Source organism: Enterococcus sp. DIV0800 (assembly GCF_050559735.1).
Lineage (GTDB): Bacteria > Bacillota > Bacilli > Lactobacillales > Enterococcaceae > Enterococcus_A > Enterococcus_A devriesei.
The window spans coordinates 1,224,361-1,237,388 of record NZ_CP187898.1 but is presented as its reverse complement, the minus strand read 5'-3'; the positions used below and the strand labels follow the sequence as shown (position 1 = coordinate 1,237,388).

Annotated in this window: 12 protein-coding genes; 3 read left to right on the top strand and 9 right to left on the bottom strand. The window is 40.2% G+C overall.

The features are described 5' to 3' along the window. Window positions 1–13: 13 nt before the first annotated feature. The 6 genes from aroF to IGI54_RS06015 form a co-directional block, all read right to left on the bottom strand. Window positions 14–1,054: a 3-deoxy-7-phosphoheptulonate synthase gene (gene aroF / locus IGI54_RS06040; protein WP_430621456.1), complete on the bottom strand. Its 1,041-nt coding sequence runs from the start codon at window positions 1,052–1,054 to the stop codon at window positions 14–16. A 21-nt stretch (window positions 1,055–1,075) separates the two neighbouring features. Next, window positions 1,076–1,954 carry a shikimate dehydrogenase gene (aroE, locus tag IGI54_RS06035; protein WP_313631283.1) on the bottom strand — a complete coding sequence of 293 codons (879 nt, stop codon included), beginning with the start codon at window positions 1,952–1,954 and terminating at the stop codon, window positions 1,076–1,078. Window positions 1,955–2,453: 499 nt separating this feature from the next. Continuing rightward, window positions 2,454–3,236, bottom strand: a complete 783-nt coding sequence (locus tag IGI54_RS06030; RefSeq protein WP_313631284.1) for an ABC transporter ATP-binding protein — start codon at window positions 3,234–3,236, stop codon at window positions 2,454–2,456. Window positions 3,237–3,240: 4 nt separating this feature from the next. Next, the gene (locus tag IGI54_RS06025; RefSeq protein WP_071861369.1) at window positions 3,241–4,122 is read right to left on the bottom strand and encodes an ABC transporter permease; all 882 of its coding nucleotides are present in this window, start codon (window positions 4,120–4,122) and stop codon (window positions 3,241–3,243) included. A 4-nt stretch (window positions 4,123–4,126) separates the two neighbouring features. Further along, window positions 4,127–5,137 carry a tryptophan ABC transporter substrate-binding protein gene (gene trpX, locus IGI54_RS06020; protein ID WP_430621455.1) on the bottom strand — a complete coding sequence of 337 codons (1,011 nt, stop codon included), beginning with the start codon at window positions 5,135–5,137 and terminating at the stop codon, window positions 4,127–4,129. 446 nt (window positions 5,138–5,583) lie between these two features. Further along, on the bottom strand, window positions 5,584–6,144 hold the full coding sequence (locus tag IGI54_RS06015) for a hypothetical protein (protein ID WP_430621454.1): 561 nt from the start codon (window positions 6,142–6,144) through the stop codon (window positions 5,584–5,586). A 174-nt stretch (window positions 6,145–6,318) separates the two neighbouring features. Here IGI54_RS06015 and IGI54_RS06010 point away from each other — a divergent pair, with 174 nt between their 5' ends. Next, entirely contained in the window at window positions 6,319–7,986 is a 1,668-nt protein-coding gene (locus tag IGI54_RS06010) for a phosphoenolpyruvate carboxykinase (ATP) (protein ID WP_379946880.1), read from the top strand. An 81-nt stretch (window positions 7,987–8,067) separates the two neighbouring features. Beyond that, entirely contained in the window at window positions 8,068–9,771 is a 1,704-nt protein-coding gene (efbA, locus tag IGI54_RS06005) for a fibronectin-binding protein EfbA (RefSeq protein WP_430621453.1), read from the top strand. Here efbA and IGI54_RS06000 read toward each other — a convergent pair. After that, entirely contained in the window at window positions 9,768–10,790 is a 1,023-nt protein-coding gene (locus tag IGI54_RS06000; RefSeq protein ID WP_071861364.1) for an AI-2E family transporter, read from the bottom strand. The genes efbA and IGI54_RS06000 overlap by 4 nt on opposite strands. Window positions 10,791–11,057: 267 nt before the next feature. Between IGI54_RS06000 and tnpA the strand changes: the two genes are divergently transcribed. Then, window positions 11,058–11,531, top strand: coding sequence for an IS200/IS605 family transposase (gene tnpA / locus IGI54_RS05995; protein WP_430621452.1), 474 nt, complete (start codon window positions 11,058–11,060; stop codon window positions 11,529–11,531). A 149-nt stretch (window positions 11,532–11,680) separates the two neighbouring features. Here tnpA and pyrE read toward each other — a convergent pair whose 3' ends face one another. Beyond that, entirely contained in the window at window positions 11,681–12,307 is a 627-nt protein-coding gene (gene pyrE / locus IGI54_RS05990) for an orotate phosphoribosyltransferase (protein ID WP_430621451.1), read from the bottom strand. Continuing rightward, window positions 12,308–13,024 carry an orotidine-5'-phosphate decarboxylase gene (gene pyrF, locus IGI54_RS05985; RefSeq protein ID WP_430621450.1) on the bottom strand — a complete coding sequence of 239 codons (717 nt, stop codon included), beginning with the start codon at window positions 13,022–13,024 and terminating at the stop codon, window positions 12,308–12,310. Window positions 13,025–13,028: the final 4 nt, after the last annotated feature.

The following is a 13,028-nucleotide window of genomic DNA, read 5'->3' as shown; positions in this document are numbered from 1 at the left end:
AGCTGCCCCCTGTTTAACTAAGTGCTAGTTCTTCGCTTAAACGATTGATTTTCTTCATCGCATCAACCATCACATCAACTTCACGCATCATTTGCAAGTAATTCTTTTCATTCAATGATTGTTCACCATCAGACCATGCGTGTAAAGGATCAGGATGAATCTCAACGATCATGCCGTCCGCACCACTAGCCACCCCTGCTCGTGCCATTGGAGCCACTAAATCCCAAACCCCTGTCCCATGACTTGGATCAACAATAATTGGGAAATGACTCAATTTTTTGATCAATGGTACCGCGCTTAAATCAAAGGTGTTTCTGGTCGCCGTTTCGTAAGTTCGAATCCCCCGTTCAATGAAGATAATGTTTGAATTGTTTTGAACCGCGATGTATTCCGCCGCATTCAACCACTCTTGGATCGTCCCTGAGATTCCCCGTTTCAAGCCAATCGGTTTTCCGGTTTTGCCGACCGCTTCTAGTAAGCGGAAGTTTTGCATATTACGGGCACCGATTTGAATGATATCGGCGTATTGGCAAACAACATCGATATGCGCTTCATCCATAACTTCAGTAATCACTTTCAAGCCGTAAGCATCAGCAGCTTTCCGCATGATTTTCAAGCCTTCTTCTCCCAGACCTTGGAAAGCGTATGGTGAAGTACGGGGTTTGTAGGCACCTCCACGTAAAATTTTAGCGCCACCAGCTTTTGCCATGCGGGCTGTTTCCATGATTTGTTCTTCGCCTTCGACTGAACACGGACCAGCCATTGTTACAAAACTGCCGTCACCGATTTTTACGCCGTCAACATCAACAACTGTATCTTGTGGATGAAATTCTCTTGAGGTTAATTTGTAGGTATTGGAGATCGCTACTGCTCGTTCAACGACATTGTAAGCTTGGAACGGAACATTTTGAATGATTTTTGGATCGCCAAGCAAGCCCAGCACTAAACGGTCTTTGCCATGATTGATTTGAACACCTAAACCTTCTTCTTTGATTCGGGATAAAATGGGAGATAATTCTGCTTCCTGAATGCCTTTTTTGATAATTAAGATCATAATAATAACTTCCTTCACTTTTTATTTTTTGATTTCTCTTTCCAATAACGGTTGGATCATTTCAACGGGCATTTCCTTACCGGTCCACAATTTGAATGCCGCAGCGCCTTGATAAAGTAACATGCCTAAACCATTAACGGCGATAGCCCCTTTTTCTTTTGCGGCTTTTAATAATTTTGTTTCGCCTGGATGATAAATGACATCGAAAACGGGTAAGTCACTTCTTAATAATGTCGGATCAGGTAAAGGCATTTGATCCGTTTTCGGTGCCATTCCGATATTTGTCGCGTTAATTAGCAGGCTGCTGACAGCTAAAGAGGCAGCTAATTGTTTTTCGTCTGCTAGATCATGTAACTGGATCTGACAGTTGGTCTCTTCAGCGATCATTGCGAGTTTTGGTGCGATCATTTGATAAAAATCATCTTTGATATTAAAAACATCAATAGCTTCTACTCCGTCGATCGCGGCTTGGGTAATAATCGCTGTCGCGGCTCCACCGGCTCCAAGAATCGTCATTCTTTTGCCGATGATCGCGATCCCGTTTTGCTTCAAACTTTCCATACAACCAATGCCGTCGGTGATATGCCCAATTAATTTGCCGTCTTGATTGACGATCGTATTAATCGCTCCGATCAAACGCGCCGCTTGGCTCAGCTCGTCAACATATTGGACCGACGCCATTTTGTGAGGCATCGATAAATTGACACCCAACATCTCAAGATCACGAATCGCTTGGATACTTTCACCAAGCCGCTCCGGCTGAACATCAAAACTTAGATAGACCGCATCGACCTCCATTGCTTGAAACGCGGTTGTATGCATAATTGGCGAAAAGCTGTGCCTTGCCGGCAGCGCATATAAACCAGCCAACCGTGTCCTTCCCGAAATTTCATTTTTCATCTTTCCTCACTCCTTTTTTGTATTTAGGTAATGATCCCTTCACGTTGTTAAACTGTGAAGAGTGGAACTCATATCCTTTTTCTCATTTGTGAATCAACCTTCAATCAGTGACTTTGCCAGCTACTTTTTAAATCAGTAAAATCATTTTCCCAAAGTAGTGGAACTCGCAAAAAGGCCCACTGTAGAAAATCTACAATGAGCCTAGTCTCCAAAATAAATTGAATCCAAAGAAAAAGCCACTATAGATTTTCATCTATGTGGCGTTAAGTCGAACTTAAAATCCTTAGCCATCATAGATACAAACTTGTGTCGTTTGCATCCATGAATCATGAACACAAACCTATCTAAAATAGCTAAAGTAATAATTATTCAGTTGTGTGTGCGTACTCTTATTCGTATTCATAAAAATCGCTCCAAACTGATTTAAGATTGAACTTAGTATAGAGTTGTTTATAAAATAAGTCAACCTGTTTTTTTAATTTTCTGCAAATAATTTTATTTACATTACTTCAGCTACTGTCTCGCTCTCTTCGAAAAGCAGGAATAAATCCGCTAAGGTCATCTGCCTTTTCGCTTCTCCGCTAATATCTTTAATGATCTCTCCTTTTTCCATCACGATCACACGATCGCCGTAATGTAGAGCATCCTCCATTTTGTGAGTGACCATTAAGCAAGTGAGCTGTTCTTCTTTGATTCGCTGATCTGTTAAGCGCATCAATTGCTTCGCGGTTTTTGGATCGAGTGCAGCTGTGTGTTCATCTAATAATAATAAATCCGGTTTAGTGATCGTCGCCATCAATAAACTTAGTGCTTGGCGTTGCCCTCCAGAAAGAAATCCTGTTGGTGTATCGAGATGATTTTCTAAGCCATTTCCTACAAGCTTACAAAGTTCTCGGTATAGTTCTTTCTTCTGGTTCAGCTGGCGCTGTTTTAAGCGTCGTTTCTGTCCGCGCTTTTCAGCTAGTCCCAAATTTTCCGCGACGGTTAAGCGCGGTGCGGTTCCCATCTTAGGATCTTGAAAGACCCGAGCAATTGACGAGGCTCTTTGTTCTTCAGCAAGTTTCGTTAAATCTTTTCCCATTACAGCAACTGTCCCGCTATCTAGCTGTAAGCTACCAGAAACGCTGTTGAACAAAGTACTTTTTCCTGCCCCATTGCCCCCTAAGACGGTTACGAACTCGCCTGGAGCAATCGTCAAATTGACATTATTCAAAATTTTTCGTTGATCATTGACGCCGTTACTGATGGTTTTATTGGCGTTTTTTACTTCTAATGCATTCATCGAATTACTCCTCCTTCTCTAATCCAGTCTTTAAATGCAGAGTCTCTTTTAAACGTGGGATCATTAAACATAGTGCCAAGATGATTGACGAGAAAATTTTCAAGTAAGTCGTATCTAAGCCCACTTTGATGATTAGCAAGATCAATAACTGATAGATGATACTGCCTAAAACGATGGCTACCAAACGTTCAATAAACGTGACTTCGCCATACAAGACTTCACCAATAATGATGGAGGCTAGACCGATGACAATGACTCCGACACCTTTGCCGATATCTGCATAGCCATCATTTTGGGCAATCAACGCGCCGGATAAGGCAATCACACCATTTGATAAAGTCAGTCCGATAACCTTCATGCGATCCGTATTGATACCAATCGAACGAGCCATGTTCTCATTGTCTCCGGTGGCAATGTACGCTTGACCGAAATCCGTGAAAAAGAAAAATAATAGTAAGGCGATGATGATTAAAATCGCCAACAAACCTAAGAGAACAATATCAAAATGATCTGGCAGATTTAAGTTGGTAAAAAAATCTTGAATTTTCGGTTGCTTTAATAAAGAAAGATTAGGTGTCTGCATGATGAATAGCATCACCGAATTCAATCCCGACATCACTAAAATTCCAGCTAAAATGACGGGGATTTTCCCTTTAGTATAAAGCATTCCTGTTACGAAACCGGCACACATTCCTGCAACGATGCCTAAAAGGGTTGCTAAGAATGGAGAGACGCCGTGGGTAATCGCCGTTACACAGACCGCTCCACCTAATGGGAATGACCCTTCTGTTGTCATATCTGGGAAATTTAAAATGCGGTAGGTCATAAAAATTCCTAAACCTAAAATTCCCCATAAAAATCCTTGTCCAATCGCTGAAATCACCATTTTTCTACTCTCCTTTGACTACTTCTGCTTTCTCTTTGATACTAACTGGAATCGTAATACCTAACTCTTTAGCTTTCTCTTCGTTAATAATCATGTCACCGTAATCGATCACATTCACTGGTGTCGTTGCTGGTTTTGATTTGCCGCTTAATACATTGGCAGCCATTTTGCCAGATTCCACACCGAGCTTGAATTGGTTTTGTCCAACTGTGGCGATTCCGCCTTCTTTTACCATGTTATCAACTGAAACAAAGACCGGCTTTTTCGCTTTGTCTGATTCGTTGATCATTGTTTGAAAGGCACTAGCGATCGTATTGTCTTGCGGAATATATAAGTAATCTGTTTCTTGGCAAGCTTGCTGGGTGATCTGAGCAATATCATTACTAGAGCTGATAGCATATTTCTTCACTGTCAGTCCATCTTTCTTCGCCCGTTTTTCTGCTCGATCGATTTGTGATTTAGAATTTTCTTCTGAAGACGAGTAGATCATACCGACTGTTTTCGCATCTGGAAATAATTCCTTTGCCATATCAAGTTGCTGATCTACGGGGGTTAAGTTATTCACTCCAGTGATGTTTCCGCCTGGATGTTTTAAATCTTTTACAAGACCAGCACCGATGGGATCGCTGATTGCTGACATAATAATTGGTTTATCGCTGGTTGCGTTGGCTAACGCTTTAGCAGCAGGTGTCGCAACCCCGACTAGGACGTCTGAATTCTTGTCCAACAATTGCTGACTCATACTGTTTAATTTGCTTTGATCGCCTTGACCATTCAAAAATTCGATTTTGATATTCTTACCATCCTCGTAGCCTTCTTCTTTCAACCCTTCGATCACACCATCTTTGATTTGATCTAATGATGGGTGGCTGATAAATTGCAGGATCCCTACAGTTTTCATTTCTTCTTTTGTTTCAGTTGCACTTGTTTGCCGTGACCCCATTTGATAGGCGAATACTCCGATTAAAACGACTGCTAATGCGATGATTGATCCGATAATCCCTTTATTTTTCATGATAAATTCCTCCGATTTTTTTGTTTTTTTACAAATAAATAGACAACTACCCAAAAATTTTACGGTAGTTGTCCTAAAAAAAACAAAAACCGCATAGATAGTCTCTATGCGGGAATAGACATGAAAAAATATCCAGCATAGATACAAGATTTAGAAGTTGTCTAAACGTTGTATCTATGAGTGAATTCATAAATACAACTTATCTACGCCAGTTTTGCCAGCTATTCAATTGATGATTAGATAAGTTTGCTTGTTTCATGAATGCCACTCCTTCTTCGTTATTAAGAAATAATCTTCATCCGTATACTATTCTACTAAATTTGCTAAAGCAAAAAGTAGAACTAGCATCCTTCTTGATTGATGTTGAAGTTAGTTTAGCGGAAAAAAATTCGACTGTCAACACTTTTTATTAAAAAAAGCTCATTGTTTTTCGGTTATTCTCATTTTTATCCGTTCAGTTTCCACATCGGCAAGCGATTTAGTTCAGGAATAAATTCGTTATTTAAGTCCTTCAAGCTTTCCACTACGAAGCGATTTTTTTCTTTTCCATTTTGGAAGAAAATAAACGTCACCTGCCGTGGATCGAGCTGATATTTTTGAGCAATCGTTTCACTATCATAAACGATCGGATAATAATAAAATTTTCGATTCAACATATTTTTTTGATTCGGATCGTCAAGAATGGTCATAACATTTTCAAAAGAAGTTCCGTCAGGCTGGCTAAACATGATCGAGATTGCTTTAGTTTTTTTAATTTTTTGTTCTATCGTTTGATACTCTAAAGGAATCAAATGATCAGACTTTAATGAACTGAAAACTAGTTCATTCAGCTGATCTTGTCGGATACTTTTTTGCGCATAAACAGCGGAAGCTGAAAAAATAAGTGTCGCTAATACTAAACTAAAGAGGATTGTCAAGGAGCGGCGCTCATTTTCAGAGACGATATTAATAAATTTATGCCAATAAATAATCGCGTTCGCTTTAAATACTTCTAAATATCTAGTCATATTAACGCCCTCCTTCTTATCATTATATTATTTTTATCTTAAAAGCGCTACCTTCATGAGGATGATTTCTTTATCTCCAATCGTCTTTTTTGAATAACGTTTTTTTATTTGATTGTGAGCGTTTTATTTTAATGATATTATAATAATAACAATCTAATTAGAGGAGGTTTTCAGATGAGTAGTATTGAACATTTTAGTCATGAGGACATCACCAAAAAGAATCGCCTTTTTTCAAACATTCGCAGTGTGATTGAGACAGCTTTTTACGGGAACAACGTGACACGGATTCGTCATTTGACGGATGCCTACGCCTTAGCAAAAAAAAGTCCTGGTACAATCACTACCGATCTTAGTGTCGCCCACACCAATAAACTGCAACTGCCGACAGATGCGAAAGTTTTAGTTACGAATGATGGCAATATCGTAGGTCGAACGGCAGCAGCGCGAAGAATTGTGGGACAAGAAGGCATTGATGCAGATTTTTATAGTGAGTTACTGCGAGAAGCGGTCTTTCAGTCAAGAGACAAGCAGTTTTACTCTGGTGATGTGCTAGTAGGTTTAGACGAAGAATTCACGGTGAAGGCGCATTTGATGCTGCCAGCTGACTACAGCCCAAACCTTTATTCATATTTATTAAATTTCCAAATTGGCGACGCGAAGCATCATTTTTATCAAGAATCTAAAGCAATTAATACCGGCGATCTATTTCTTTTCGCAGACCCGGATTGGCAGCACCCTGATTTTCCTGACGGTGTAGTGGTGATTGATCCAAAGCATAATTGTGCCGGGATTTTAGGACTGCGTTACTTTGGCGAATTAAAGAAAGCGACTTTGACCTTAGCCTGGGCCACCGCCCATCGCAACGGTTTTATTGCTTGTCATGGCGGCATGAAACAATATTTGTTGGAAAATAAAAAATACACGATGGCTGCCTTTGGATTATCCGGTTCTGGAAAATCAACCATAACTTTAGCAAAACCTAAAAATAAAGGAGAAGTCCATGTTCTTCATGATGATGCCTTTGTGATTTCCAAAGACAAAGGTTCGACCACGGCTTTAGAACCAGCCTACTTCGATAAAACGCAGGATTATCCAATGACTAGTGAACAAATCAAATATATCGTCACTGCTCAAAATGTTGGTGTCACTTTAGATGAGGATAATAAAAAAGTCTTAGTCACCGAAGATATTCGTAACGGCAACGGCCGCAGTATCAAGAGCCGCTATGCAACACCCAATCGGGTCGATCATATCGCTGAAAAAGTTGACGGATTATTCTGGATCATGAAGGATGACAGTCTACCACCTCTAATCAAAATAGAAGATCCTTCATTGGCGGCTATCTTTGGAGCCACTTTAGCCACGAAGCGCTCGACTGCTGAAAACGTCGTTGGCGAAAAGTCTGATCAATTAGTGATCGAACCCTTTGCCAACCCCTTCCGCTGTTATCCGTTACAGGAGGACTATCAGGATTTTAAAGAGTTGTTTGAGAAACAGCAAACAGCCTGCTTCATTTTGAATACAGGTGATTTCAAAGGACAAAAGGTCACGCCAGAACAGACTCTTTCCAGTATTGAAAAAATCATTGATGGCTCAGCTTCGTTTAAGCCTTTCGGACCTTTAGATAAAATCAGCTACTTACCGGTAAAAGGACATGAGCCGAATTTCGATAGCCAGCATTACTTGCTCCATTTAATGAGTCGCTTAGAAACACGTTTAGCCTTTGTTCAATCGCGTAAAACCTTTCAAGGCGGTTACGATCGTTTGCCGAATGAAGCGGAGCAATTACTATTAGGACTACTAGATCAGCTCAATAGCTACAAAGAAACAATTAATCTTTAACCACTTGCCAGTGACTTGCTTGGTCACTGGCCTTTTTTTGTTTATAATAGAGCTATTACGAATAGAAATGAGGGATAAAATATGTCCTTTGATGGAGTTTTTACCCATGCAATGGTGCGGGAGTTAAATGATCAGCTTAGCACCGGAAGAATTTCCAAGATCCACCAGCCTTACGAACATGAAATTGTATTAGTCATTCGTGCACAAGGCAAAAACCAACGGCTACTGCTTTCTGCTCATCCAAGCTATGCTCGGATCCAATTAACCGAGATTGCTTATACAAATCCTGATACACCACCAAATTTTGTCATGATGTTGCGGAAGCATTTAGATGGCGCTATTTTGGAAGACATTCACCAAATCGAAAACGATCGGGTTGTCCATTTTACATTTAGTAAACGAGATGAACTCGGTGACTTGCAAAATATCGTCTTGATCGTGGAATTGATGGGGCGTCACTCAACCATCGTTCTGTTAAATAAACAGACTGGTAAGATTTTGGATACAATCAAACATGTCGGTCATTCGCAAAATACTTATCGTTCCTTATTGCCTGGCAGCGATTATATCGAGCCTCCGAAACAAACCCAACTAAATCCATTTCACGTTACGAAAGAGCAAGTCTTTACGCTGCTTTCTACCGCCGAAGAATTAGATGGCCGTTACTTGCAGCAAACTTTTCAAGGTCTTGGACGGGACACCGCAAATGAATTGGCCCTGCGGTTAGCTGAAAAGCCAAATGAAAAGATGTCCGTCTGGTCTGATTTTTGGCAAAGTATTCAAAGCCACTTGGTTCCTACGCTTGGTACGATCGGCCAAAAAGAATTTTTTGCGCCGTTAGCTTTCAAGAGCTTTGACACTACAACGACTTATCAAAGCCTAAGCAGCTTGTTAGATGGGTTTTACGGCGAAAAGGCTGAAAAGGATCGCGTCAAACAATTAGGCAACGAGCTAATTCGGAAAGTCGACAACGAGATTAAACGAAATCAGACGAAGCTAGCTAAACGTGAAAAAACCTTACAAGATTCAGAGAACGCTGAAGAATATCGACGAGACGGTGAACTGCTGACAACTTTTATGGCGCAAGTCCCTCGCGGTGCTGAAAGTATCCAGTTGGAAAATTATTATGAAGAAAACACGCCAATCACAATTGTCCTGAATCCAGCCTTAACACCAAACCAAAATGCCCAAAAATATTTTCAAAAATATCAAAAGCTGAAAAATGCTGTGAAGCTGATTTATGACCAAATCGCTGAAGCAAAGTCAGAAATCGCTTATTTAGAATCCGTCTTATCGCAGCTAGAAATCGCTGGCCCAATGGATATCGAAGTGATCAAAGAAGAACTGATTGCCAGTGGCTATTTAAAACAAAAAGGCAGTAAGAAAAAGCGCAAGCATAATCCTTCCAAGCCGGAGCATTTCTTCGCCAGTGACGGTACCGAGATCCTAGTGGGCAAAAATAATTTACAGAACGATCAGTTGACCTTAAAGCAAGCTCGTAAAACAGATATTTGGCTCCATGCTAAGAATATCCCCGGCTCCCATGTCATTATTAAGCATGATGATCCTAGCGACGAAACCTTAATGGAAGCGGCGGAGCTGGCCGCTTATTTCTCCAAATTCCGACAATCAGCGCAAGTTCCAGTAGATTATGTCGCAGTCAAGCATGTCCATAAACCAAACGGGGCCAAGCCCGGCTTCGTGATCTACGAAAATCAAAAGACGCTTTTTGTCACACCTGAAGAAACCACGATTGAACAATTACGTAAAAACGGAACAGCTTAATCAAGCTGCTCCGTTTTTTTCGTTCTTATTTTTACTCCTAAAATTTCTAAAAAGAAATTAAAGATCGGAATCCCAACAATCAAACCCCATACCCCTAAGAAGCGTTCGCTAAACAGCAAAATTACGAAGGTATAAAAAATCGGTAGTTTGGTTCGACTGGACATAAATTTTGGATTCAAAATATACGCCTCAATACAATGAACGATCACAATCAAAATCAACACATAAACGACCGTCTGGATACCGCCAGTTGAATAAGCGATTAAGGTCAGTGGGATACATGAAAAAATCACCCCGGCCACCGGAATCAAGCTCAAGAAGAAAATCATAATCGCTAAGGTTGGTAATTGAGTAAAACCGATCACTCCAAGGCCTAACGTCGTGACCAAAGTATTCACTAGCGCGATCAATAATTGTACCTCTACGACTACCCCGAAGGTTTCGACAAATACTTTAGCAAAATAAAATAAGTCTTGGAAGAACCACGCATATTCACTGCTTAGAAAATTCCGAGAGAATAAGACTGTTTTTTCCTTTTCGATCATGAAAAAGAAACTCAAGATAAAGGACATGACAAATTCTACCGCCAAACGGCCAACATTTTGCAATTGAACCAAAATCATGCCTGCGCCGCTCTCTAACTTGTCTTGCCAGTTATGATTTTTAAAATAATCGGCAATAAAATTTGTAATGACATCCGACTGGAATTCTTTATGCTGATAAAAATGAACAATCGAATCATAAGTTGAAACGACTTGATCGATTAAAATCGTTGAATAGCGTGAAATCAGCAGATACAAAAGCACCAATTCAATCACATAAAGGATTGTCGCCAGTAGAAAAGTCGGAGCTTTGATAAAGCGTTGAACAAACTTAACCACCCTAACGGAAATCAAGGTAAAGATAAACGTCAGTAAAATCGGAGTCAAAAAATCTTTGACTAAAAAAAGAATGAAGATCACTAGTGCGAGGACTGTGAACCTTCGTAACCGGGTATTGTTTATAAATTTTTCATACATCTAAGTACCTCTTTTCTAAAAAACTTCTGAAAATACTATACCATTAATGTTCTGTTTCAGCTCTTAATATACTTGTAAGGTAGTCGCAGCAAAATAAAAAAAGCACCCGCAGATGCTTTTTTCACTTTTTTTTGTATGTTCTGAAAACCACTTGCTCTGCGAGTGGTTCCGGAGAGCTTCCAGCGTGGTATTAAAAAGACCTCCCAAAATTGATAAACTGATGTTGGTTTCCCGACCGCATCACAATCAAATTTAGGAGGAGCCCTTATGAAAAAGGATACTGAAAGTTTAGCACATACAAAATGGAGATGTAAGTATCACATTGTTTTTGCACCAAAATACAGAAGACAAATCATTTATGGAAAATATAAACAGAGTATTGGTGAGATTATTCGCGAGTTATGTGAAAGAAAAAAGGTTGAAATTTTAGAAGCAAATGCCTGTAAAGATCACATCCATCTTCTAGTAAGTATTCCACCAAAAATGAGCGTGTCACAATTCATAGGCTATCTGAAGGGAAAAAGTAGTTTAATGATTTTTGATCGTCATGCAGAGTTGAAATATCGTTACGGAAACCGAAGATTTTGGTGTAAAGGATATTTTGTGGATACAGTAGGAAGAAACAAGGATCAGATAGCTGAGTATATTCGTAATCAAATACAGGAAGATTATGTAGCAGATCAGCTAACGTTGTTCGAAGAACATGATCCGTTTACTGGAAAGAAAAACAAGAAGAAATAGAGAAAGATTCTTTTAGAATCAGCGAGTAGAAGTGGTGCGAGAGGGAAATCTTTCAGTAAGCCTTTTAGGATATGGTCGGTAATAGAGGCTTCCAGCCGCAGAACAAACCACCCGTTCACACGGGTGGTTTTGATTACAAACTAATTTTCTTAGTTTAACCAATTTTCTGGATCTTGGCGCCATTTTTTTAATAGTTCAAGCTGTTCTTGATTGATGTAATTTTCTTTTAAAGCACTTTCGATCAAGGTTGAATAATTAGTCAAAGTTACTAATGGTATATTAGCTGTCTCGAAATTATGCTTTCCTTTAGCTAATTCATAAGTGAAAATCGCCGCCACGCCTAAGACGTCGGCACCTTCTTTTGCCGCTGCTTGCGCTGCTTCTAAAACACTGCCGCCAGTTGAGATCAAGTCCTCGATCACGACCATTTTCTGGCCTTCTTTAATACGGCCTTCGATTTGGTTGCCTTGACCATGATCTTTTGGTTTGCTGCGAATATAGACCATTGGCAAATCTAACAATTCAGCTACCCAAGCTGCGTGAGGAATCCCTGCCGTAGCTGTTCCGGCGATCACTTCCACATTCGGAAAGTCTTGTTTGATTTTATCCGCTAAGCCTTTTGCGATAGCACGGCGAACTGCTGGATAGCTCATGGTTACGCGGTTGTCGCAATAAATTGGTGACTTTAAGCCACTTGCCCAAGTAAAAGGTTCGTCGGGGCTTAAAGAAACTGCTTCGATTGATAATAAGTCTTTCGCGATTTGTTCTGCGATCATTTATACTTCACCGTTCCATTCTTGTTTGATTTTTAAATAGCTTTGATAAGGATCTTCTGCCTGAGTGATTGGTCGGCCAACGACAATATAATTGGAGCCGATTGCTCGAGCTTTGTCAGGCGTCATGACGCGTTTTTGATCACCGACACTGGCACCTTTTGGCCGAATTCCAGGAGTTAGACAGATAAAGTCTTGACTGGTTGTTGCGTGAATTTTTTCGACCTCGTGAGCGGAACAAACTACCCCTTCCAGCCCGGCTTTTTTAGCACACTTGGCATAATGCAAGACACTTTCTTGTAAGCTGACGTTAATCAACTGGTCTTCGTGCATCTGCTCTTCACTAGTGGAAGTTAACTGAGTTACAGCAATTAATTCCGGAATTAATTGTCCCTCATTCGTTCCTTCACTCAAACCTTGTTTAGCGGCAGACATCATTTCTACGCCGCCGGCTGCATGAACATTCGTAATCTTGACACCCATTTTCGCAATGCCTCGCATCGCTTTTTGAACCGTATTAGGAATGTCATGCAATTTCAAATCCAAAAAGATGTCATGGCCTTGTGCTCGTAAAAAATTTACAATTGCGGGACCTTCTTGGTAAAAAAGCTCCATCCCAATCTTTACGAACAATTTTTCTTCTAAAGGAAAATGCGTTAAAAAAGTTTCAATTTCCTGTTTCGACGCAAAGTCAAAAGCAATAATCGGTCGTTGTTCCATTTTC

Bases quoted from the DNA above. Each gene is read 5' to 3' on its own strand.
- aroF (WP_430621456.1), bottom strand. From the start codon at position 1,054: ATGATCTTAATTATCAAAAAAGGCATTCAGGAAGCAGAATTATCTCCC.
- aroE (WP_313631283.1), bottom strand. From the start codon at position 1,954: ATGAAAAATGAAATTTCGGGAAGGACACGGTTGGCTGGTTTATATGCG.
- IGI54_RS06030 (WP_313631284.1), bottom strand. From the start codon at position 3,236: ATGAATGCATTAGAAGTAAAAAACGCCAATAAAACCATCAGTAACGGC.
- IGI54_RS06025 (WP_071861369.1), bottom strand. From the start codon at position 4,122: ATGGTGATTTCAGCGATTGGACAAGGATTTTTATGGGGAATTTTAGGT.
- trpX (WP_430621455.1), bottom strand. From the start codon at position 5,137: ATGAAAAATAAAGGGATTATCGGATCAATCATCGCATTAGCAGTCGTT.
- IGI54_RS06015 (WP_430621454.1), bottom strand. From the start codon at position 6,144: ATGACTAGATATTTAGAAGTATTTAAAGCGAACGCGATTATTTATTGG.
- IGI54_RS06010 (WP_379946880.1), top strand. From the start codon at position 6,319: ATGAGTAGTATTGAACATTTTAGTCATGAGGACATCACCAAAAAGAAT.
- efbA (WP_430621453.1), top strand. From the start codon at position 8,068: ATGTCCTTTGATGGAGTTTTTACCCATGCAATGGTGCGGGAGTTAAAT.
- IGI54_RS06000 (WP_071861364.1), bottom strand. From the start codon at position 10,790: ATGTATGAAAAATTTATAAACAATACCCGGTTACGAAGGTTCACAGTC.
- tnpA (WP_430621452.1), top strand. From the start codon at position 11,058: ATGAAAAAGGATACTGAAAGTTTAGCACATACAAAATGGAGATGTAAG.
- pyrE (WP_430621451.1), bottom strand. From the start codon at position 12,307: ATGATCGCAGAACAAATCGCGAAAGACTTATTATCAATCGAAGCAGTT.
- pyrF (WP_430621450.1), bottom strand. From the start codon at position 13,024: ATGGAACAACGACCGATTATTGCTTTTGACTTTGCGTCGAAACAGGAA.